Here is a 24,283-nt window from a genome sequence, read left to right as displayed (position 1 = left end):
TGACCACATAAAAAAGGGGCGAATTTATAAAATTCGCCCTTTTTTTATGCCTGATGGATTATTGCAACCCATCAATACTGACATTTATTTTTCCTTTGATCGAAAGGAATGCAATGATCGCATTGGAAGTAAGCTTGATTTTTTTGAATTCGATTCCGTCTGATTTTCCATTGATGAAAACACCAGGCATAGGGGAATAGTTGGATAGGTACTTCATCATATTCGCCTTTCCTTCTTCCAGGTTGGGTTGTATAGAATAACGGCAGCTCTCCTGCATTTTTCGTAAAATCATTCCTTGTGCCAGCCAGTTTGCTGTTTTAATCAGGCGGCTTTTGGTGTCGACTACATAGTCCAGCTGATCAAAATAAATTTCTTTCGTAAGGCTGTTGTATTGTGGGTATCCGGCGAGGTAAATGGTTCCGTTCAACGAGCCTGATAATTGAAGCGCAATAATCATCTTGCTGTCTTTCTGCCATAAATCAACATTTAAGACTTTTACTTTTTTGCTTCCGGAACCAAACTCCTGTCCCTGGAAGTTCTTGTTCATGATTTTTGCCGCATCTGCATAAGTAGAAATAGCAGCAATATTGGCAGTAATCTCATTAGGCATTTTTGTTACAGGCTTCAATATAATTTTGTCTTTGTCGAAATTGTTCTTTGGCTGCTGGCCAATAAACGTTTCCATATTGCATTTGAGCCCCATTTCCATGGTGATCACATCTTTTTTTAATACGGCATCAGTGGAATAGAGTTCCAGGGGTACAAGGCGTAACCAGGATTCATAAGCGGCACTCATTTCTACCGGGTTTGAAATTTTTGCCAAAGCATCCATGACATTGGGTTTGAAATCCATGGATTTTTTCATGGCGTCATCGATTGTCTTTTCCAATTTTGATTTAAAAATGCGTATCGCTGGATTCATCAGGTAGGTAATGGCAACACTTTTTCCGGCAATGTTTATGGAAGGGCTTTCTTTCCAGTCCAGCGTCTTTAAGGAAGTTGTGGTCTGGACTTTCCAGTTGCTCAGATTGATGTCACTAACCAGAGTTATCACTCCATTCATATTGAATTCACGTGTGTCATACATTGAAACACCAAATGCCTGGGTGCCATAACGGTATTTAGCGAGTATTTTCAGTGGTAAAATGGTTTTTATCTTTCCATTTTCTTCTTTGATTTCTATAGGTGCCTGCTTCCAGATTTTAAGTTCCAGGGCATCATCAGTAATGTTATTATCTTCATAGATGAGGCCATTTAGGATTTTGTTGGTCTGGAATGCGATGTCTTTGAGTTTGATAGAAACTGGCATGTTGATAAAGGACGTTTCAGTTTCATAAGCAATCACACCCGTAGTATCGGGTTCGGGTTTTACCGTATCAATTTTTTGTGTAACAGAACAGCCTGAAAATAGCAGGACTGTAAATAAGAGCGCTATGCATTTCATTTGAAAGGATTTGATAGCGCAAAAGTAGCAGAAGAAGTTTGAATAATATGCGCGGTCTCCAAAAATAATTTTAATAATCAATGAATCGGTTAATTTTATTTTTTTTGCATTTTATACTGTTGGTCTTGTAACAATTCGTTAGCCAAAGATACTAATATGAAGAATTAATAGTTCATAAGAAGAGGACTACCAATTTAAGCGCAATATTAAACTTTAATATGATTAAATTTTTTTATTTTTATCCCAATATAGAAGCTCTCTAAATTAGCAAATATGATTGAAATTAAAGATTTGCACAAGTCTTATACGACAGGCACTACAGAACTCCATGTTTTAAAGGGGATTAATTTTTCGGTAAAAGAAGGAGAGCTGGTTTCAATCATGGGATCTTCGGGATCGGGTAAATCTACCTTATTGAATATCATTGGTATATTGGACGAAGCAGATAGTGGCAGCTATATACTCGATAATGTTCCCATAAAAAATCTGAATGAAACCATTGCTTCCCGATACCGAAACCAGTTTTTAGGTTTTATTTTCCAGTCGTTTAATTTGATCAATTATAAAAGTGCATTAGATAATGTTGCACTGCCCTTATATTATCAAGGCGTTAAAAGAGCAGAAAGAAATGACATTGCGATGCATTATCTCGAAAAAGTAGGGCTCGCACAATGGTCGCATCATTTACCAAATGAAATGTCGGGTGGGCAGAAACAACGGGTAGCTATTGCCCGTGCGCTGGCTTCAAACCCTAAGGTCTTGCTGGCTGATGAGCCTACAGGGGCATTGGACACCAAGACTTCCTATGAGGTTATGGATCTGATACAGGGGATTAATGATGAAGGAAAGACCATTCTTATCGTTACCCATGAGCCCGATATTGCAGAAATGACCAAACGAATTGTCAACCTCAAAGATGGACTGATTATAGAAGATAAACCTGTAACCCAAATCAGAGCCTCAAACTATGTTTAACCTTGAACGCTGGCAGGAAATCTTTGAAGCCATATCTAAAAATAAACTTCGTACAATCCTTACGGGGGTTTCGGTTGCGTCCGGGATTTTTATCCTCGTGATTTTATTAGGTGCCGGTAAGGGAATTGAAAACGGAATTCAAAAACAGTTCGAGCAGGATGCCGTTAACCGGATTTCGGTATGGACGAATGTAACGACAAAAGAATACAAAGGCCTTAATTTGGGAAGGCGAATCCAATTGCATAACCTCGATTTCGATAACTCCGTACGCCAGTTTGGAGAAAATCTGGAGAATAAATCTTCCGTATACAGTATCTGGAGTGGTAATGTAGTATTCGGTAAAGAAACCGGAACGTATCGTGTGGAAGGGGTACATCCTGATTATCAGTTTATCGAAAATGCAGGAATGCTAAAAGGCCGTTTTATCAATTATTCCGATTTAAAGAATTTTGAAAAATCGGCCGTAATCGGAAATAAAGTCTCCAATGATATCTTTAAAAAAGGAGAACAGCCTTTAGGCCAAAAAATTAATATTGCTGGAGGGATGTATACCGTTGTTGGTGTATTTACCGATCCGGGAGGGGAACGGGAAGAAAGCAGGGTGTTTCTGCCCATTTCAACAGCACAGAAAGCATTTAGCGCTGGCGATACCATCCGTAGCCTTGCGTACACACTTGAGAAAAGGGCTTCGTTCGACCAGGCTGTAGCCGAATCGGATGCTTTTGCAAAACAATTGGGTGTCATGTTACGTAAAAACCACACTGTAGCACCGGATGATGAAGGGGCAATAACAATTCACAGTTCATTGGAAGAGGCGAAAAAAGTATATATGATGACCGATATTATACGGTATTTCTTTTGGACCGTCGGGATTTTAACTATTATTGCCGGCGTGGTAGGTGTTGGGAATATTATGCTAATTATTGTCAAAGAGCGCACAAAGGAAATTGGTATCCGAAAAGCATTAGGCGCACCGCCATTATCTATTATCACGATGATCTTACAGGAATCTGTTTTCGTGACTACTATTGCAGGATTTACAGGTTTGCTTTTGGGCATGCTCGTTTGGGAGTTCATTGGGCCAATGGTACAAAGTGATTTTTTCTACCATCCTGAAGTAGATTTTAATATTGCCATAACAACGTTGTTGATTCTGGTAATTGCGGGAGCGTTTGCAGGATTTATTCCGGCATATCGCGCCGCAAAAATTAAACCGATAATCGCATTAAGAGATGAATAAGTATGTTTAGTAGAGATAAATGGTCAGAGGTCATGGAAGCATTGACCAGTAATCCCTTTCGGACTTTTTTGACCGCATTTGGGGTTTTTTGGGGCATCTTCATCCTGGTGATCTTACTTGCGGCCAGCACTGGACTTGAGAATGGTGTGAAAAGGGGGTTCGGCGGAATGTCAACGAATTCGATGTTTATCTGGACGAATTCGACATCCAAACCTTATCAGGGATTGCCACAAGGCCGGTCTTTTAATTTTAAAAATGACGATGTTGCAGCCCTGAAAAGGGAGATAAAAGGATTGAAGTATGTCTCTCCACGGAATGAATTTGGAGATTTTAGAGGTAAAAATAATGTGGTACGAGGAACCAAAACAGGTGCTTATACGATTTATGGGGACAGTCCGGAGTTTATACTTCAGCAGCCGATGGATATCCTGAAAGGGCGATTCATCAATCAAACGGATATTGAGCAAAAAAGAAAAGTAGTAATAATCGGGCAGGCACTTGTGGATGAGCTGTATACTAAAGGAGAAGAAATACTGGGTTCTTATATAAAGCTCAGTGGGGTTAATTTTATGGTGGTTGGAGTATACCATAGTAATTCTACCATGGGAGGGAATGCCGAAGCACAACAGAAGCAAGCCTTTATTCCTGTTACCACATTTCAACAGGTTTTTAATTATGGAGATGTAGTGGGCTGGATGGTTATTACGGCCAATGATGATGAATCGATTACGGTATTGAAGGAAAAAATAACAGCCTTGCTCAAACAAAGGCACAAGATTAACCCATTGGACGATCGTGCAATTGGTAATTTTGACCTCTATCAGGAATATAGTAAAATCAATGGGCTCTTTACAATATTGAAAGCCGTTTCTTATTTGGTCGGGATTTTAATCCTTTTTTCTGGGGTTATTGGTATTGTAAATATCATGCTGATTGTAGTAAAAGAACGTACCCGGGAGATTGGTATACGAAGGGCTTTGGGGGCTACGCCCTGGGTGATCCGTGCACAGATACTGACAGAATCGGTAGTGCTTACCACATTAGCAGGAATGACAGGGATTGCTTTTGCAACAGGAATTATATGGATTGCCAATAAACAACTCGATGGAATTGTGAATAAAAACGAAGTAATGTTTGCTAACCCGACTGTAAATCTTTGGGTCGTTTTTGTTGCACTTATGATTTTGATAGGGGCCGGACTGCTGGCTGGTTTTATACCGGCACAAACAGCAATACGCGTGAAACCAATTGATGCATTACGAACAGAATAACAAATTTTTAAAAAAAAATAGTCCAGGTACAGGATTGGGCACATACACTATAAACATCTTATTACAATGAAAAAAAGAACAACCTTTCTTATCTTACTTTTTCTGGTGCTGATTTTTGGGGCATCGCTGTATTATTTATTTCAAAAAAACAGCCAGTCTCCCGTCATTTATGCTACAGAGCAACCGGAAACCAAAACGATTATCAAAAATACAGTGGCCACCGGGAGTATCGTTCCAAAAGAAGAGGTATTAATCAAACCAAATATATCCGGGATTGTAGAGGAAATTTATGTGGAAGCGGGAGATGATGTTAAATCCGGTGACCCGATTGCGAAAGTCCGGGTAGTACCTAATATATCCAACCTGAGTGGTGCCCAGAATCAACTGGTTACTGCTAAAATTGCACTGGACAATGAAACGAAATTATATAACAGGCAAAAAACGCTTTTTGATAAAGGGGTAATTTCAGCAAATGATTATGATACTGCAGAAGCCGCTTACAAACAAGCGCAACAATCGTACAATGCTGCACGCCAAAGTGTGGAAATTGTCCGCACAGGAACCTCAAAAGGATTTGATAATGTCGCGAATACCATGATTCGTTCTACGGTTTCGGGAATGGTGCTGGAAGTGCCTATTAAAGTAGGGAATCAGATTATCGAAAGTAATAACTTTAATGAAGGGACAACTATTGTGAGCCTTGCGGATGTGAATAATATGATTTTTCAGGGTAAACTGGATGAATCTGAAGTGGGAAAGATTAAATTGGGGTTGCCGCTGGAGATCACTATTGGAGCCGTTGAAGATAAAAAATTTGATGCGGTGCTGGATTATATAGCGCCAAAAGGTGTAGCAGAAAACGGTGCGGTGCAGTTTGCTATCAAAGGGACACTAAAGAATCGGGATGCAACTTTTATCCGTGCGGGATTGAGTGCCAATGCTTCTATTATTCTGGGCAAAGCTGAAAATGTAATTGCCATTAAAGAAGCGTTGTTGCAGTTTGATGGAAAGACCCAAAAACCATTTGTTGAAGTCGAAAAAGGGGCTCAGCAATTTGAACGCAGAGACGTAGAACTTGGAATCAGTGATGGAATTTATGTAGAAATTAAGAAAGGGATTTCTAAAAATGATAAAATAAAAGTCTGGAACCAGGTTAAGCAATAATAAAAGTCAATAACTTTGCATCTTTGGATGCCGATAATAATATAAAAATGAAGAGATTAATTTTTACTGTTTTTAGTTGTATTCTGCTGGGCTTAGGGAATCATGCGGCATATTCGCAAGTGAAGAAGTGGACGCTCAATGAATGCGTAAATTATGCATTGGAGAAAAATATTTCAATCCGACAGTCAAAGCTGGACTATGAGTCGTCACAAATTGATAAAAAAGTAGCACGTGGGAATTTCCTTCCAACGATCAATGCCTCTGGTCAGCACAACTGGATCAATGGTCTTACACAAAATGTCACAACCGGTATTTTGGAGATCCAGACGACCCAAAACAGTTCTTTTAACGGGACCGTAGGAATTGATATTTATAAAGGACTCCAGCACCAGAATACTTTCCGTAGGTCTAAACTGGCACTGATTGCATCACAATACCAGCTATTAAAAATGCAGGAGGATGTCGCTTTAAACGTAGCAAATGCGTATCTTCAGGTCTTATTTAACCGGGAGAATTTAAAAGTACAGAAAGAATTATTACATCTGGATAGCATACAAATGAACCGTACAGGGCAACTCGTTGATGCAGGGACATTACCGAGAGGTGATCTTTTAGATATAAAAGCAACAGTTTCGGGTGACAACCAAAAGAAAATTGCGGCTGAAAACCAATTGCTAATCTCTAAATTAAGTTTAGCACAATTATTACAACTGGACGATTTCCAGAATTTTGATGTGGCAGATGAAGACTATGATTCCAAAGAAAATGCAGTGATGATGGAGTTGCCTTCTGCAATTTATGCCAAAGCAAAAGAACAACGTACAGAACTGAAAATTGCCAAAGCAAATTTGGAAGTTGCCGAAAAAGATGTGACAATTGCACGAGGAGGTTACCAGCCTTCCTTACAGGGATTTTATAATTTTAATACCCGTATCTCCTATTCCGATATTCCGGTGAGTTTAGGGAATAATCAATTTACAACTATTCCGGCACCCCGTTTCTGGGATCAGTTTGTAGATAATAAAGGGCATACCTTTGGAGTACAACTTAGCGTACCGATCTTAAATGGCTTCTCTGTACGCAATAACGTGCAACGTGCTAAAGTGGCATTAGAACGCTCTAAAATAGCCTATGAGCAATCAGAATTAGATCTGGAGCGCAATGTATATACTGCTTTTACAGATGCACAGGGAGCTTTGAAATCATATGAGGCTGCCGAAGTGGCTGTGGAAGCCAGAAAAGAAGCATTCCGTTATGCCACCGAACGCTATGAAGTAGGATTGATCAATACGCTTGATCTCAACCAGTCCCAAACCTTGTACGCAAATGCGCAGTCTGAAGTTTTGAGAACGAAATATGATTACATGTTCCGGGTAAAAATATTAGAATTTTATTTCGGAATCCCTATTATTCAAAAATAAAGAAGTTATGTCAAAAAAATCAATTTTCATTTTATCCGGAGTTATTATCGTTGTAATTATTGCCTTGTTGGTCCTTTCAAAAAAAGGAGTAATCGGGAATAAAGACAAAGGTAAAGAAGTAGAGGTAGCACAATCAAACGCGATTACTGTTATTGAAACGGTTTCAGCCACCGGAAAAATTCAACCGGAAATTGAGGTAAAAATTTCATCTGAGGTTTCAGGTGAAATTATAGAATTGCCTGTCAAAGAAGGGCAGGTGGTTAAAAAAGGTCAGTTACTGGTTAAAATAAATCCTGATTTATATACTTCCGGACTGAACCGTTCTGTAGCCAGCCTTTCGGGGACCAAAGCCGGTTTAAGCCAGGCCGATGCCCAGTTTAAAGAAGCAAAGGCAAGTTATGACAGAAGTAAGGTCTTATTTGATAAAGGTATTATATCCCGTTCAGAATGGGACAAAGCCATTTCAACCTATGAAGTTGCCAGAGCCAGTAAAGAGTCCGCTTATTTTAATGTGCAGAGCGCTACCGCAACTGTTAGTGAAGCCCGTGATAATTTGGGACGTACAAGTATTTTTGCTCCGGCAGATGGTACAATATCCAGCCTTGGGGTAGAATTAGGTGAACGTGTATTAGGGACACAACAAATGACAGGGACCGAAATCCTGCGTGTTGCCAACCTAAACAATATGGAAGTGGAAGTGGATGTGAATGAAAATGATATTGTCAAAGTAAGTGTTGGTGATTCGGCGGTTGTGGAAGTCGATGCTTACCTGAAAAAAGAATTTAAAGGCATTGTTACCAGTATTTCCAATTCAGCCAGCGCTGCTTTAACCGCAGACCAGGTAACAAATTTTAAAGTTAAAGTTAGGATTTTGAAGGAATCGTATGAGGATTTGCTGGTTGGAAAACCGGATAGTTATTCTCCATTCCGCCCAGGGATGACTGCGACCGTAGATATCATAACCAAAAGAAAAGAAAATGTTATTGCCGTACCGATTAGTGCTGTGGTGATCAAAACGGATACGACTTCAGTATCCCAATCGAAAGCCATTAGTGGCAATATAGCCGGAGAGGGGAATAATATAGCCGCTAAAAATGATAAAAAATTTGAATGTATTTTTATTAAAGTTGGCGATAAGGCACAATTACGGGTTGTAAAAACAGGGATTCAGGATGATACCAATATCGAAATTACAGAAGGCCTTAAAAAAGGAGAAACGGTGATCGTTGGCCCTTATACTATGGTTACAAAAGAACTTAAACCGAATGATTTAGTGTTTACGAAATCAGAACTGGACAAAAAAAAATAGCTGGATTAAAATACGAATAAATGTATATTCTTAATATTGAAACTGCCACGAAGAATTGTTCTGTGGCACTTGCAAAAGACGGACAGACGATAAAATGCATGGAAATTGCAGAACAAGGGTATTCGCATGCCGAAAAGCTTCATGTTTTTATCGGAGAAATTATGGAAGCTTCCCATATTAAACTAACTGATCTAAGCGCGATAGCCGTAAGTCAGGGACCGGGTTCTTATACAGGACTGCGTATCGGGGTTTCTGCAGCAAAAGGATTATGCTATGCACTGGATATCCCTTTGATCGCTGTTGATACACTTCAGGTACTGGCGGCACAGGTGAAAGAGAAAGATGGTCTGGTAATTCCAATGATCGATGCCCGACGTATGGAAGTATTTAGTGCCGTTTTTGATGCAAACCAGCAAAAAATACGGGAAATTAAAGCGGAGATTATTGAGGAAAATTCCTTTTCAGAAATAACGACCAAAGCCTATCTTATCGGTGATGGAGCCGCAAAATGCAAAGCAGTACTCAATGCGGATCATTTTGTCTATAATGACGCTATTGTATATCCTTCAGCAAATGAAATGAGTGCACTCAGCTATGCCAAATACAAAATAAGCGACACTGTTGATGTCGCTTATTTTGAACCTTATTATTTAAAGGATTTTATGATGACAAAAAAAACTTACATCGTAGCAATAAAAGCAGTAAGTTTGATCAGGTCACTTTCTTTACTGAAAGATATTTTATTTTCTTTTAGGTAAGTTTCAATAGCTGATTTTTTATCCGGATATAAAGCCAATAGTTTTTTCTTGCTGTCTGGGAATGGTGAAGTGCCATTCTCTGTTTTTAAGAAATATCGATCTTCTGTTCTAGCATATTTTGCAGGTGTGCTGGCCTGATATGAGTTTGACGCTTTTCGTGCAGGTAATAATGATATTGATTCTTTTTTATACAGTCCAACATTATTTTTTTCATTCACAAGAATTAAATAGCCTTCAGTAGCAACCCCTTTATGATCAACATAAGGTAAGTATTTATAAGTTGTATTGTTTTTAAATACTACAGTCTTTAATGGATCTACTTTTCGTAATACCAGTGTATCCCTTTTGCCTTCGTTCTCAATGATATATTCAAGTTCATCTTTCCCTCCATTATACCGCATCATGATATTGTTTGGGATACCTTCAATATTAGCTAAACTAAAATTCGGATGAGGGTAAGGGCTACCTTCAATTCCTTCTTTTTTTGCATTGGAATATTTATTTCTTAGGGCACCTCCTGAAGCTCCAGAAGGATCAAGTTTATCCAACAAAAATTGAGCTTGTGAAGAATAAACAGATAATCCTAAAAATAGAATTGTAAAAAATGTTTTTTTCATGTTGTTTTAATTTAGGTTATAAATATAATAATTTATTGTGACTAATCATTTTTGATTTTGATTTCAGATACCCCATTGGGGATTTCAATTCCACCACTTTGCAATGCTTCTTTGCATTGGCGAAGGATTTCGGAAGTCATGTTTCCGAAATCAGCATTTTTTGCCCAGGGACGCATTACAAGGATTACATTGGCTCCTAATTCTTTTATCGCTACTGCTGGTGCAGGCTCTTTAAGTATTAATGGGTTTTCCTCCATGGTGTGTTGTATTATTTTCATAGCTACCGTTATGTCTGAGCTATAGCTAATGCTAATTGTAAGCTCGGCGCGTCGGTTGCCCTGATACGTAAAATTAGTAATCACGCCATTCGATAAAGCACCATTAGGTACAAAAACAGTTTGTCCGTTGCCAGTTAATATGCGGGTTACAAAAATTTGAATTTCCATCACGGTACCATTGACGCCCTGTGCTTCAATAGTATGTCCTACCTTAAAAGGCTTAAATAATATAATCAGCATTCCTCCGGCGAAATTCGACAGCGATCCCTGAAGGGAAAGACCAACAGCTAAACTGGCAGCACCAATAATGGCAACAAATGAAGAAGTTTCTACCCCTAATTTTGTAACCACACTTACGAAAAGCAGAATTCGCATTACCCACGTAAAAAGATCCGTTAAGAATTTTAAAAGAGTAGGTTCCATTTCCCGTTTTGTCATGAGCGTCGTCATGAGTTTACGGAACATTTTGATAATGAACAATCCAATGATGAGCGTTAATAGCGCTGCAATAACTTTTGGGGAGTAGGCAATTAAGAATTTGATTGTTCGCTCTACGTAAAAATCAATGCTATAAAAATCCATAGTCTTAGTTTATTTTAAGTTCTTTTAAGGCTTCTTCGGAAGAAGATACGGGTAAATTACAACTCTTATTCTGGCATACAAAAAACTGTAACCGATCTTTAATAAACCGATTTTGTAATAATGGCATTTCAGATTCTTTTGGCATTCCTGCAATGATAACATTAGGAAGGTATTCCCGATTTATTTTTTTAATCTCTTCCTGGGCAGTTGGGCCGGAAACAACTAATTCCATACTGGATTTAGAAGTATACAGCATTACATACAGCCAATTGGAATAGGCGGATGGATAGGCGATATTGGGTGAAAGAACAGCGATCATCTTAGTGACTGTATCCCGATAAAACGAATTGTCAAAATAAATAGAAAGACGGTATAAGTTTTCCGACATTACAGAATTAGAGGCGGGAATTACATTATCTTCAATTTCATAATTAGGAATTATCAGTGCCTTATCAATATCGGAAGTGAATCTGAAAAATGATTTTTCGGCATCATAAAAATGATCAAAGCAATAATCTGTAAGCTGTTTGGAATAGCCTAACCATTGTTCGTCTAATGTTATTTCATAGAGGCCAATGAAGGTATCAATCACAAAACAATAATCTTCCAGATAGCCATTAATAGAAGCAGTATTGTTTTTATAAGTATGGTAGAGATGACCGTCGGATGACCATATTTTAGTGAGTAAAAAATCAGCATTCTTATGGATAATTTCGAGGTAATGAATATCACCAAGTGCTTTATAAGCATCAATGTATCCTTTTAGCATTAATGCATTCCACGATGTCAGGCATTTGTCGTCCAGTCGTGGTTTATTTCTTTTTTCTCTTTCCTGATAGAGTATTTTTTCAAATTCCTGTTTTTTCAGGATCAAATCGGAGAGTGTAATTCCAAAGGATGCACTTATGTTTTCAAGGGAATTGTTCTGGATGAGGACATAATGATCTTCTTTCCAATGCCCAAAGGAATTAATATTATATAGTGTACTAAATAGGGGGAAGTCATTTTGTAATAATCTTTTCAATGTTGCTATATCCCAAACATAAAAAGCACCTTCTTCCAAATGCTTTTCGGAATTCAGGCTATCAGCATCTAATGCACTATAAAAACTACCCTCATCTGTCAGCCATTCGCGTTCAACAAAAGCAAGTGTTTTTTCAATTACGGTTTTATAGAGTGGGTTTTTAGTTTGTTTGTAAGCATCGGCATAGAGACTCACAAGCTGTCCATTGTCATAGAGCATTTTTTCAAAATGGGGAATGTGCCATTTAAAATCGACAGCATATCGGGAAAATCCACCGTCAACAGTATCAAAAATACCTCCCCAGGCCATTTTGGTAAGGGTGAGGTTAACAAAATCCATTAATTTGTGATCTTGTGTTTCATAAGCATAACGCAATAAAAAACGATAGTTGTTGGGCATCATGAATTTTGGGGCGCGGGAATAACCACCAAATTCCAAATCAAAACTTTTGGACCACAACGTAAGTGCATCCTGGAAAAAGGTTTCAGGTACATTGGAATTTTCTTTTTCCGGTATGAGGAGATTTTCCTGCATTCCTAAATGTAACCGTTCCGCATAATCTTCCATTTTTTCCGGAGCCTCGGCATACATTGCTGCCAGTTGTTCGAGAGTTTCAATCCAATTTTCTTTTTTGAAATACGTTCCACCCCAAACTGGCCGGCCATCGGGAAGGCAAACGACATTCATTGGCCACCCGCCGCGACCCGTCATAATTTGAACTGATTTCATATAGACAGCATCTACATCCGGCCGCTCTTCCCGGTCGACTTTGATGTTTATAAAATTAGTATTCATAATACTTGCGGCATCTTCTTGTTCAAAAGTTTCATGCTCCATTACATGACACCAATGACAAGCAGAATAGCCAATGCTGATAATCAGTAACTTATTCTGCTCTTTAGCCTGGGTGAGGGATGTTGTATTCCAGGCTTTCCAATGTACAGGATTTTGTGCATGCTGTAAAAGATACGGACTGGTTTCTGCTGAAAGTTCATTTTGGTTTTTCATAGTATAAAAAAAGCGTCTGAACGGAAGTCCAAACGCTTAGCTTTAATGTTGGGAATTTATCCGTTTATTGCTTCAACTTTGATATCATTGTCATTAAGCATATCCTTTAACATGTTCTCAATACCACTTTTTAAGGTGAATGTAGAAGAAGGACAACCGCTACAAGCACCTTGTAATACTACTTTCACTCTTTTATCACTTTCGTCATAAGAATCAAAAATAATGTTCCCACCATCGGCAGCAACCGCAGGTTTTACATATTCTTCCAGTATATTTATGATCTGCTGAGATGTGACATCCAGGTTATCAAAGTTGTGTTCTACTTGTTTTTCCTGTTGTGGTGTCTTTACATATAAAGTTTCATCAATCACCGTTTTTCCATCTTCGATAAACTGTTTGATAAAACTGCGCAGTTCCAATGTGATTTCACTCCATTCGCTAACCGCATATTTAGAAATAGAAATGTAATTTTCATCTATAAAAATTTCTTTTACAAAAGGAAATTTGAAAAGTTCTGCAGCTAATGGAGACGATTTGGTTTCGTCGATATTTTTGTATTCCACAGCATTTTTAGTCAGCATTTTACTGGCGACAAATTTCATTACTGATGGGTTCGGCGTGCTTTCTGCGTAAATTGTAATAGGGGATTTTTTAGTTTCCGTTTCTTTCTTAGTGATAATCTGTCCGCCATCATTCACGAATTTCTCTATTTGTTCTGCAACAGCTTCCTGAACATCTTCCCATTCCACGATACTGTAACGTTCGATAGCAATAAAATTACCAGAGATATAAACGGTCTTTACAAAAGGAAGGTAAAAGAGTTGTTTGGCAAGGGGAGAATCTCCAGCTTCGTCAATATTTTTGAATTCAAAGTTTTCATTTTTGGTAATGAAGTCTGGAAGTTCGAACTTAAGTATAGCAGGGTTTTGTGTCGTATTTATTTTAACAGTGATCATTTATTTTGTTTTTTTTACAAATTTAACAAAGATATTTTCTGCGAATATCTATATTTGGTTTTTTTATAGAATAAATTAATATTACCTTATCATTGTGGTTCGATAATTTTATTTAATGCCCTGTTTTTACTGACATTTTTAATCATTCGTTTATGAAAAAAATATTACTTGTTGTTTTGTTCTTCTTTTTTGCTCAAGGATTCGCTCAGGTGATGAATGTAAATTCAACTACATATACGGTGCCTCAACTCGTTGAAGACGTATTGATCGATACACCTTGTGCAGTTGTAAGCAATATTACCTCAAGGACAGGTACAAATTATGGCAGCCATAACGGTATTGGCTATTTTACGAATACAAATCCGGGATTTCCGATGGCTTCCGGAGTAGTGCTGACAACTGGTGCCTTGACAAGTGTCCCTGGTCCCGGAACCAATTATTCAAGTACCGACCCTGATTCCTGGTTAGGAGATAATGCGTTAGCGACACTGGTTAATAATTATGCAGGAACGAGTTATTCCTCTTATAATGCCAGTTTGATTGAATTTGATTTTGTTCCAATGACAGATAGCTTAAGCTTTGATTTCGTTTTTGCTTCAGAAGAGTATGATCAGGGAAGCTTCGAATGTAATTATTCCGATGCTTTTGCATTTTTGCTTACCGATATGACGCCGGGTGTCCCGAATACAACTGTTAACCTGGCCGTTTTACCAAATACCAATATTCCAATTTTGGTAACCAACGTACATCGGGATAACGGGGCAAGTTGTGGTGGTGCAAATCCCCAATATTTTGAACAATATAATGGTGCAGGATCTGCCATAAGTTTTGACGGTCAAATGAAAATGCTGAAGGCAAAAGGACTTGTCGTCCCCGGGCATCAATACCATATAAAATTAGTAGTTGCCGATTTAAGAGATTCAGGATACAATTCAGCGATCTTTTTAGGTGCTGGAACTTTTAATATTGGACACGCCAATTTAGGGAATGATTTGGTATTAAATCCAACGGATCCAAGTATGGGATCTGCATTGTGCTATGGTGAAACGACTGTTTTAGATCCGGGATTGGGAGCAGATTACACTTACCAATGGTTTAAAGATGGTGTCCTTATGACAGCTGAAACAGGAATGACATATACCGTTACAATAGAAGGTGTTTATTCTGTAATTGCGGTAAAAACGGGGACTACCTGCCAAATGGAAGATTCTGTAACGATAGAATATTATCCAGAAGTACAGGCATCAGAACCTAATGATATTTTGTTTTGTACCCCCGCTCCGGCACCTGTTGACTTAACGCAAAATACTCCTGTAGTTTTGGGAACATTAAATCCAGGGGATTATTTAGTAAGCTATTTCCATACTCAGGCCAATGCCGACGACAACTTTAGCCCAATATTTCCGGATGATACTTATGTGAGTCCAGGCACAGAAACAATTTATGTACGAATTGAAGATTTTATGAACTCCTGTCATACGACACGCAGTTTCCAAATCATATTCGGCGCAGTGACAACAATCGGTACTTTACCGAATTTAAGTATTTGTGATGAGAATCCGAATGATGGTATTGGTGTTTTCAATTTAACAAGCCAAAATGCTGCGGCATTAAATGGGCAAAATCCAGCGAATTATACGGTTTCTTATTATAACAACCAAGCGGATGCAGATGCTGGGCTCAATGCAATTGGAACTCCGGCTACTTATACCGGAAACAACAATGAGGTAATCTATGTAAGAGTAGTAGGCTCAACACCTACCTGTTTTGCTACCAGCAGCTTTACCCTTTTTGTAATCCCTACTTCCGTTATTTTCGATCCTGCTCCAATGCATGTTTGTGATGAGAACCTGAATTATGACGGATTCTCAACGTTTATGCTAACGAATAACAATGCTGCAATCACGGGAGGTAACCCAGATCTTGTAGTGTCTTATTATGCTACCCAGGCCGATGCGGCTTTGGGAGCCCCATCATTAGCCTTACCGTCACCATATCCTAACATTGTGCCTAATACACAAACGGTTTATGTTCGTGTAGTGAATGTAAATGCACCACCAACAGGACCACAATGTCCGGCATTTACCACTTTGGTACTAGTAGTTGATCCACGACCACTGATCAATACTAACGTTTCCAATTATGCACTTTGCGATTATGACAATCCAGGGGATGGTACCGAGGTTTTTGACCTTACCACTAAAAATGCAGAGTTAATCGTAAATGCTACCGGCATGGTGATTACGTATTATACGAGCCAGGCTAATGCTACGGGAGCAACCAATGTTATTGCGGTACCCACAGCACATGTTGGTGGTCCGGATGATATTATCTGGTTCCGGGTAGAGAATACTGCTACAGGATGTTTCTCTGTAGGATCATTCCATATTATTGTTAATCCACTACCAACAGTAGTGCAGCCAACAACTTTATTTGCGTGTAGCGATGGAATCAACCCTAACGTTTCCGTATTTAACCTGTCCACAAAAAATAATGAGATTACAGGCGGAGCTACCGGAGTGACAGTAAGTTATTACTACACCCAGGCCGATGCCGATAGTGCGACTTCCCCATTACCATTACTATATACCAGCGATGGTAATAACCCACAGACCATTTATGTACGGGTGCAAAATGATGCCACTACCTGTTATGATACAACGACCTTACAACTGGAGATCATCCCGGGTCCGGTAGCCATCACCCCGGAGCCGCTGACCTATTGTGATCCTAACAGTGACGGTTATGGTATGTTCAACCTTGCCGATGTAATTGCTGCTGTAACTGGTGGAGCCACCGGAGTAACCGTAACCTTTCATGAAACACCGGAAGATGCTGATAACTCGATCAACCCGATCAATACGACTTTACCTTACAATAACGTAACACCATGGCTTCAGACCATCTATGTGAATGTACATTCTACGCTGACCCCTTGTTATGATATCGTGGAATTGCAACTGATCGTATATCCTACACCAATTGCTACAGATCCTACACCTTATGAGCTTTGTGATGATGATGGTACTATTGACGGGGTACACCTGTTTAACCTGACCACTAAAACCCCAGAGATTCTTGGGGCTTTAGATCCGGCGCAGCATACCGTTAGCTATTTTACTTCCCAGGCGAATGCCGTAGGAAATATCAGCCCGATCCTTAATGTTCTATCCTATCCAAATACCAGTAATCCTCAGACGCTTTATGTGCGTGTAGAGCATAACACTACCGGATGTTTTGATATTGTACAACTTATTTTAAGAGTTAATCCACTTCCGGTGGCTACTTTACCAAGCCTTTATGTGCTTTGTGATGATGTTTCTGGAGATGGAGTAGAGGTTTTTGATCTTGGAACCAAAGTTCCTGAGGTCGTAGGTACCCAAATAGGCATGGTGGTTACATTCTTCTTTGATGAAGCTGCTGCCAATGCAGGAACGGCGCCACTACCTTATATCTATACCAATCAGGTGCCTTATGCCCAAACGATAGTAGCCGTAGTTACCAATCCTGCTACAGGATGTGTATCACGTACCTTCTTAGATTTAAGGGTAAGCCCAATCCCAACACCAATGCCACCGACAGAAAACTATACTGTTTGTGATGCTGATGGCGATGGATATGCATTTTTTGACCTTACGACTTTAACCCAGGACATCATCGATGGTGCTCCAGGAGTAAGTGTTACCTATTATGAGACAGAAACCAATGCCCAAAATGGCAATACAGGTATTTTAGATGAGACTACATTCCAGAATTCAGTTGCTTTTATGCAAACGATCTGGGTGCGTATCGAAAATGATGATACCGGTTGTTTCCGTATATTCCCAATTGTATTGGAAGTGAAAGCTGCTCCGGTAGTTCCAACTTTATCTGATCTTACCGTTTGTGATACCAATCAGGATGGATTTGCTCCATTTAACCTGAACCTTCAGACACCAATCATACAGGCCGCTAATCCGGGTGGTACCTATACGATCCGTTATTATGTTTCGTTAGCCAATGCGGAACAAGGTGTTCCAGCTATCAGTAGCCCTGGAGCTTTTATCAACTCTGTAAATCCACAACCGATCTGGGTGCGTATTGAAGATACTGCTACAGGCTGTTTCGACATCGGTACATTCAATGTTAAAGTTAACCTGCCACCGGTAGTTACAGCCCCAACACGATTGTATGTTTGTGATGATAATGGGCGTGCGATTTTTGATATCACGGTTAAAAACCAGGAAATCATAGGAGCAGGAAACGATGTATCCTTGTATACTTTTGAATTCTATCCGACCCCGGCAGATGCTCAGGCAGGAACAGGACTGATTACCGATCCACAACATTTTGATAATGCAGCTTATCCTTTAGGGCCACATACATTTGGCGTAAAAGTGATCAATAACGCAACAGGATGTTTCAGTTTTACGACTTTAACTTACGTAATCCTTCCACTTCCAAATGTAGCTACCACAGTAGCCCCATTTGAATTGTGTGATAACAATAACCCTGGAGATGGTATTGAAGAATTTGACCTTACCTCTTACGAACCTGTTATTGCAGGTTCAGAAGTGAATCTTACCTTCGGTTACTACCTGACACCGGAAGATGCTTTGGCCGAAACCAATGCCATCCCAACAGCTCAGATTACAGCATATCCGGCAGGACCATTGACTACGATCTATGTTCGTGCTACGAATTCACTAAGCCCAGGGCGATGTGGTGTAGTAGTGGAACTGGTTCTGAAAGTGAATCCGCTTCCGACAGTTCATAACTCGAACTTTGTAATGTGTGAAACCGATGGCAATGGGCAGGAGGTATTTGACCTTGCAGGACATGTGCCAACGATTTTAGGATCGAATGACCCGCCTCAGGATCCTGCAGATTATACCGTAACGTATTACCTGAATGCTACAGATGCACAAAATAGTGTTGGCGCATTGCCGAATATGTACCAGAATGTGACTATCCCGCAACAGACTATTGCTGTAAAAGTGGTAAACAACGCTACGGGTTGTATCCGCATTGAAGACCTGATCTTATTGGTTGAAGATGCAGCCGTAGCTACTAAACCGGCAGATGTTACCCAGTGTGATGAAGACGGTACCAATGATGGCCAGATTGCTTATGACCTGACTACTCTTGATGCTATTGTTCGGGGTACACAAACTCCGGCAGCAGACTTCCCGGTAAGCTATCACACTTCTGAGTCCGATGCTATAGCAGGTGTGAATGCCATTACCGATGCAACAGCGCATATGGTTGGTCCTTTGACTACGATCTGGATCCGTATTGTAAACGGTCAGACTACGACTCCATGTGTGGCTACTACTTCGATAGTATTTACCATCAATAAACTACCGGAACCGATTATCAATAATGGTAAGGGAGTGATTTGTGTGGATTCTACCAATGGTAATGTATTGTCTGAATTACTATTGACAATTGAGCCTGCGAGTTATACTACGGCTACTCATAGTTTTCAATGGTATTTAGGAACAATAGCAATTGTAGGAGCTACAGGGAATACCTACTCCGCAAGTGAAATTGGAGACTACACGGTACAGGTAACAGATACCGCTACAGGATGTGTTTCTTTAATGTCACCAGTTTCAGTAGTAGGACAATCCGGCCCGGCAGTATTCACTACTACGGTAAGCGGAGCGTTCTCTGATGAGCAAACCCTTACAGTGAATGTAACAGGCGGTTATGGCGACTATGTATTCCAGTTGGATGAAGGTACACCACAGACGAGCAATGTGTTTACTAACGTAACACCAGGAGTTCATAATGTGAAGGTAATTGACCAGAATGGATGTGACTTTAATGCTCCGGTAGAGGTTATTGCCATCAACTATCCGCATTACTTTACCCCTAATGGAGACGGTTACCACGATACCTGGAATATTATAGGACTGGAGAACCAACCTAACGCAAAAATTTATATATTTGACCGATACGGCAAATTACTAAAACAAATCAGCAGCACCTCAGAAGGATGGAATGGAACCTACAACGGTCAACTACTTCCATCAACAGATTACTGGTTCACTGTGACATTTGAAGAAGATGGACAAACAAAAGAATTTAAAGCACATTTCTCATTAAAACGATAACCCATGAATTTTAAAAAGAGGTATTTAGTTATATTACTATTTTTATCACAACTGTCATTTTCACAAGAAGGTATAGCCGTATACTCTGATTATCTATCCGATAATTATTACTTGATCCACCCATCGATGGCGGGTGCCGCAAATTGCGCAAAAATTAGATTAACAGCCCGGCAGCAATGGTTTGGGCAGGATGATGCGCCACAGCTTCAGACATTGAGTTTCAATGCGAGAGTGGGGGAGCAGTCCGGAATTGGTGTTATCCTGTTTAATGATAAAAATGGGTATCATTCTCAAAAAGGAGGGAAAATTACCTATGCCCACCATATTAAGTTTTCAAGAGGAGATTATGATTTAAATCAGTTGTCTTTCGGTATGAGTGCAGGTTTGGTGCAAAGTCAATTGGATGAGTCCAGTTTTGGTCCTGATTTTGATCCTAATATTTATGGTTCGATCCAAAAAGATTCTTATTTCAATATTGATGTTGGTGCTTCATATAACTACCTTGATTTTTATACTCATTTCACAGTTAAGAATATCGCATCCAATAAGAGAGAAATCTATTCCGATTTTGAATCTGATAATTTAAGAAAATACCTTTTTAGTGCTGGTTATGTTTTTGGATATGGCAAAAGCCTGCAATGGGAACCTTCCGTTTTATTCCAATACACTGACAAAACGAAAGAAAAATCATTCGATATCAATTTGAAACTGTATAAGGATATGGACTTTGGAAAACTATGGGGAGGATTATCCTACCGGAGAAGTTTAGATGGAGCTCAATACCTTGATGGTAATGGAGTGGCAGACCAAAAAATGCAATATATTACTCCTATAGTGGGGATCAATTATAAAAATTTCATGTTTGCATACACTTATTCACATGTTACAGGAAATGTGAAGTTTGATACAGGAGGATTCCACCAAATCACTTTGGGTATCAATCTGTTTTGCAAGAAAGAAAAGTTTGATTGTAACTGCCCTGCAGTTAATTAATTTTAAGGTTACTATTAATTCCGTCCTGGCTTTGTGCCGGGACGTTTTTATTTAAAAAAATTATGCTGATAAAAACTGTAAACGGAAAAACGCCTGTAATACCACAGGACTGTTATGTAGCAGAAAATGCTACAATTATTGGGGATGTAACCTTTGGTGATTCCTGTAGTGTATGGTTCAACGCTGTTATACGCGGAGATGTACATTTTATAAAAATTGGAAATAAGGTAAATATACAGGATGGTGCAGTAATCCATTGTACCTATCTTAAACACCCGACTGTGATTGGAAATAATGTTTCAATAGGGCATAATGCCATCGTTCACGGTTGTACGATTAAGGATAATGTATTGATAGGGATGGGGGCAATTGTAATGGATAATTGTGTTATCGAAAGCAATTCTATAATAGCCGCCGGAGCAGTTGTTACACAAAATACGATAGTAGAATCCGGAACAATTTACGCAGGGGTACCAGCGAAGAAAGTGAAAGACATTGACCGATCAGATTTTGCAGGTGAAATAGAGCGTATTTCGAACAATTACGTGATGTATTCAAGTTGGCTAAAGGAGGAATAGAAAGCCGCTTAAATCACCTCTTATATAGTTGTACTGGAGAGTGGAGATGAAATAATAGATTAGGATAACTATTTGATTAAAATGCCTATAAAATTAAAAAAGCAGTCAGGAGATTTTTCTGACTGCTTTTTTTTTAAAATTCCTTTTCTGAAATTGTTGCCTCATAATCATTGAGGATTTCTGAAAGGACTTTTTTCGAAGCATTGGTATAAAATAATGCAGCGCCTTTGGTTGGGTCTGAATTTAGAGCATTGTTTACTGTGAGTATGGATGAGGTTTGTCGTGCTACGGCTTCACCAGAATCAATAATTTTCACGTGTTCCGGAATGATCTTCCTGATTTGTGGAATCAGGTATGGATAGTGGGTGCAGCCCAGTACTAAATAATCGATATTGGCTTTGATCATAGGGGCCAAATAGGTTTGTAGCAATTCCGTCATCTCAGGGGAATGCAGGTCTCCATTCTCAATTAACTGAACCAATCCAAATCCAATCTGTTCAATGATCTTTACATTTTTATATTTCGCCACAGCGGCATTGAATAATTGGCTGTTAATGGTTCCTTTAGTAGCCAATACACCTATAATTTGTGTTTTGGTGTGTGTTGCTGCAGGTTTAATTGCCGGTTCAATACCAATGAAAGGAACGTCGTATAAGGTCCGTAATTCGGTTATGGCATTGGTGGTCGCAGTATTGCAGGCTACTACAATAAGCTTTGCATTTTGATTCAGTAGGTATTCGGTGTTTTTGCAGCTTAAGGCGATTATCTCTTCTTTAGACCGTTGGCCATAGGGTGCATTTTTGCTGTCAGCAAGATAAATAGTATTTTCATGGGGAAGGAGATCATTAATGGCAGCCCATATTGAAGTGCCACCGATTCCGGAATCAAATAATCCTATTGGGGTAGTGTTACTCATAAAAACAAATATAAAAAAAAACTGCTCAATTTAATTGAGCAGTTTTTAAATAATGTTAGAATCAGATTAGAATCCTAATTCTTTCTTTACATCGTCTAATAAATTTGGACCGTCTGCTAATAACAAACCTCCGCCTGTAGATGCATCAAGTACATACTGGTATCCTTTTGCTTTAGCAACTTTTTGAATCGCTAAACGTACTTTTTCTACGATTGGCTTTTTAAGATCCATTTCTTTTTGTTGCAATTCTTTTTGTGCATTGTCTCTGTAATCAACAATTCTTTTTTGCAACGCCTGTACTTCTACAGTACGCTCTTCATTTACTTTATCACCTACAGTAGCAGACTCAGCTTCATATTTTTTCAGTTTTGCCTGATACTCATCTACAAGGCCTTTGTATTGTGTATCGTAAGTTTTACCTACTGTTTCCAGTTGCTTATCAGCATTCAGCATAGCAGGGTATTTTGACATTAAATCACTAACATCAATATGGGCTATTTTGGCTTGTGCATTAGCGGTATGGCTTGCTCCAACAAATAATATAGCTGCGATTAATAAAGTTTTCAGTTGTTTCATCATCATTTTAATTTTAAAAGTATTAATTAATTTTCGGTTTTGTTTTGTTCTTTTTTGTCCTGCGCTTCTTTAATCTTATCTTCTCTTGCTTTTTTAGCGGCTTCTCTTGTCTCTAAAATTTGTTGTTTACGCTCTTCTTGTTTCTTCTTCCGGGCTTCTAAAGACTCATTTTTAGCTTCCTGGGCTTGCTGTTTTTCAACTGCTTTTTCTGTTTCCTTTGCTGCTTTTTCAGGATCAGCTTCTTTTGCTTTTTCTTTGCTTTCTGCTTTTGGAGTGTCTGTTACTTCTTTAGAATCTGCAGTAGGTGTTACCGTCGTGCCATTCTTTTTAGCATTTCGCTCATCAATCAGTTGCTGTTTTCGATCTTCATATTCTTTCTTCTTGGCTTCTCTTGCTGCTTTGCGCTCTTCTAAAAGAAGTTCTCGTGCATTCTTTTTCTCATCCAGCAATTTCTGTCTTTCCGCCATTTCAGGGCTTTCGTCCAGCATATCTTCTTTGGCTTCTTTTTCGTCCAGTTCTTTAAGCTGTTTTTTGCTCAGCTGGTCTCTTTTGGAAGCTCTGGTAAGACGGCGGATTACCTGGTCGCTTATGTCGAATCGTTTTCCTGCAAACAACATGGTCAGGTCGGATGATTTATCAAATATAAAATCATATTTGTTTTCTGCGATATCCTGAACAATGGTGAATATCTGGTCCTGAATCGGTTTTACCAATGCTGCTTTTTGAATGATCAAATCGCCGGTAGGGCCAAATCGTTTTTGTTGGTATTCTAATAATTCAGTCTCCTGAAAAGTAATCTCTTCTTCTTTTTCAAGAATCAATTCTTTTGTCAAAAGCACTTTTTCAGTCTTCAGGGATTCTTTTAGTTTATTGACTTCATTTCTTTTCAGTTCAATTTCTTGTTTCCACTTTTGAGCTTTTAACTCTAATTGGTTTTTAGCATCAGTATAATCGGGAACATTCTGGAGGATATATTCCATATCGATATATCCGAGCCTGACGCCTCTTGTCTGAGCTTTGACAGTAGCCACACTGATCAATAAAAGCAGAAATAATAATTGTTTCTTCATGACTT

The 24,283-nt window shown here is 39.0% G+C and carries 18 protein-coding genes; 10 read left to right on the top strand and 8 right to left on the bottom strand.

Translation table 11 applies throughout. The features are described from left to right. Window positions 1-58: 58 nt before the first annotated feature. Entirely contained in the window at window positions 59-1,444 is a 1,386-nt protein-coding gene (locus tag FK004_RS01665) for a DUF4403 family protein (RefSeq protein WP_108735678.1), read from the bottom strand. Between the two features lie 273 nt (window positions 1,445-1,717). Here FK004_RS01665 and FK004_RS01660 point away from each other — a divergent pair, with 273 nt between their 5' ends. From FK004_RS01660 to tsaB, 7 genes are all read left to right on the top strand, one after another. Continuing rightward, the gene (locus tag FK004_RS01660; RefSeq protein ID WP_108735677.1) at window positions 1,718-2,419 is read left to right on the top strand and encodes an ABC transporter ATP-binding protein; all 702 of its coding nucleotides are present in this window, start codon (window positions 1,718-1,720) and stop codon (window positions 2,417-2,419) included. After that, complete coding sequence (locus FK004_RS01655; RefSeq protein ID WP_108735676.1) at window positions 2,412-3,659, top strand: ABC transporter permease; 1,248 nt, start codon at window positions 2,412-2,414, stop codon at window positions 3,657-3,659. The genes FK004_RS01660 and FK004_RS01655 overlap by 8 nt, the downstream gene beginning before the upstream one ends. A 2-nt stretch (window positions 3,660-3,661) precedes the next feature. Then, on the top strand, window positions 3,662-4,930 hold the full coding sequence (locus FK004_RS01650; protein ID WP_108735675.1) for an ABC transporter permease: 1,269 nt from the start codon (window positions 3,662-3,664) through the stop codon (window positions 4,928-4,930). A 66-nt stretch (window positions 4,931-4,996) separates the two neighbouring features. Further along, complete coding sequence (locus FK004_RS01645) at window positions 4,997-6,094, top strand: efflux RND transporter periplasmic adaptor subunit (protein WP_108735674.1); 1,098 nt, start codon at window positions 4,997-4,999, stop codon at window positions 6,092-6,094. Between the two features lie 47 nt (window positions 6,095-6,141). Then, window positions 6,142-7,515, top strand: coding sequence for a TolC family protein (locus FK004_RS01640; RefSeq protein WP_108738718.1), 1,374 nt, complete (start codon window positions 6,142-6,144; stop codon window positions 7,513-7,515). 7 nt (window positions 7,516-7,522) lie between these two features. Further along, window positions 7,523-8,824: an efflux RND transporter periplasmic adaptor subunit gene (locus FK004_RS01635; RefSeq protein WP_108735673.1), complete on the top strand. Its 1,302-nt coding sequence runs from the start codon at window positions 7,523-7,525 to the stop codon at window positions 8,822-8,824. A 20-nt stretch (window positions 8,825-8,844) separates the two neighbouring features. Continuing rightward, window positions 8,845-9,582 (top strand): tRNA (adenosine(37)-N6)-threonylcarbamoyltransferase complex dimerization subunit type 1 TsaB, encoded by a 738-nt coding sequence (gene tsaB, locus FK004_RS01630; protein WP_108735672.1) that lies wholly within the window; start codon window positions 8,845-8,847, stop codon window positions 9,580-9,582. On the opposite strand, the gene FK004_RS01625 is transcribed toward tsaB, so the two are convergent. The 4 genes from FK004_RS01625 to FK004_RS01610 are packed head-to-tail and all read right to left on the bottom strand — an operon-like array spanning window position 9,504 to window position 14,047. Further along, window positions 9,504-10,199, bottom strand: coding sequence for a hypothetical protein (locus tag FK004_RS01625; RefSeq protein WP_108735671.1), 696 nt, complete (start codon window positions 10,197-10,199; stop codon window positions 9,504-9,506). The genes tsaB and FK004_RS01625 overlap by 79 nt on opposite strands. A 41-nt stretch (window positions 10,200-10,240) precedes the next feature. Beyond that, window positions 10,241-11,059, bottom strand: a complete 819-nt coding sequence (locus FK004_RS01620) for a mechanosensitive ion channel family protein (protein ID WP_108735670.1) — start codon at window positions 11,057-11,059, stop codon at window positions 10,241-10,243. A 4-nt stretch (window positions 11,060-11,063) separates the two neighbouring features. Further along, window positions 11,064-13,091 (bottom strand): thioredoxin domain-containing protein, encoded by a 2,028-nt coding sequence (locus FK004_RS01615; protein WP_108735669.1) that lies wholly within the window; start codon window positions 13,089-13,091, stop codon window positions 11,064-11,066. 56 nt (window positions 13,092-13,147) lie between these two features. After that, window positions 13,148-14,047, bottom strand: a complete 900-nt coding sequence (locus FK004_RS01610; RefSeq protein ID WP_108735668.1) for a NifU family protein — start codon at window positions 14,045-14,047, stop codon at window positions 13,148-13,150. 152 nt (window positions 14,048-14,199) lie between these two features. On the opposite strand from FK004_RS01610, the gene FK004_RS01605 reads away from it, so the two are divergent. From FK004_RS01605 to FK004_RS01595, 3 genes are all read left to right on the top strand, one after another. After that, the gene (locus FK004_RS01605; RefSeq protein WP_108735667.1) at window positions 14,200-20,145 is read left to right on the top strand and encodes a T9SS type B sorting domain-containing protein; all 5,946 of its coding nucleotides are present in this window, start codon (window positions 14,200-14,202) and stop codon (window positions 20,143-20,145) included. 3 nt (window positions 20,146-20,148) lie between these two features. Beyond that, window positions 20,149-21,138 carry a PorP/SprF family type IX secretion system membrane protein gene (locus FK004_RS01600; protein ID WP_108735666.1) on the top strand — a complete coding sequence of 330 codons (990 nt, stop codon included), beginning with the start codon at window positions 20,149-20,151 and terminating at the stop codon, window positions 21,136-21,138. Between the two features lie 62 nt (window positions 21,139-21,200). Further along, window positions 21,201-21,716 (top strand): gamma carbonic anhydrase family protein, encoded by a 516-nt coding sequence (locus FK004_RS01595; RefSeq protein WP_108735665.1) that lies wholly within the window; start codon window positions 21,201-21,203, stop codon window positions 21,714-21,716. Between the two features lie 133 nt (window positions 21,717-21,849). Here the strand turns inward: FK004_RS01595 and murI are convergent, their stop codons facing one another. The 3 genes from murI to FK004_RS01580 all read right to left on the bottom strand — a co-directional run bounded on the left by murI (window position 21,850) and on the right by FK004_RS01580 (window position 24,278). Continuing rightward, window positions 21,850-22,632 carry a glutamate racemase gene (murI, locus tag FK004_RS01590; RefSeq protein ID WP_108735664.1) on the bottom strand — a complete coding sequence of 261 codons (783 nt, stop codon included), beginning with the start codon at window positions 22,630-22,632 and terminating at the stop codon, window positions 21,850-21,852. A gap of 66 nt (window positions 22,633-22,698) precedes the next feature. Further along, window positions 22,699-23,208 carry an OmpH/Skp family outer membrane protein gene (locus FK004_RS01585; protein WP_108738717.1) on the bottom strand — a complete coding sequence of 170 codons (510 nt, stop codon included), beginning with the start codon at window positions 23,206-23,208 and terminating at the stop codon, window positions 22,699-22,701. A gap of 26 nt (window positions 23,209-23,234) precedes the next feature. Further along, entirely contained in the window at window positions 23,235-24,278 is a 1,044-nt protein-coding gene (locus tag FK004_RS01580) for an OmpH/Skp family outer membrane protein (protein WP_108735663.1), read from the bottom strand. Window positions 24,279-24,283 lie beyond the last annotated feature (5 nt).

It is taken from the genome of Flavobacterium kingsejongi (assembly GCF_003076475.1).
In the GTDB taxonomy this organism is placed as follows: Bacteria; Bacteroidota; Bacteroidia; order Flavobacteriales; family Flavobacteriaceae; genus Flavobacterium; species Flavobacterium kingsejongi.
Note: the sequence above shows the minus strand (reverse complement) of the source record. Positions and strands in the feature narration are given on the sequence as shown.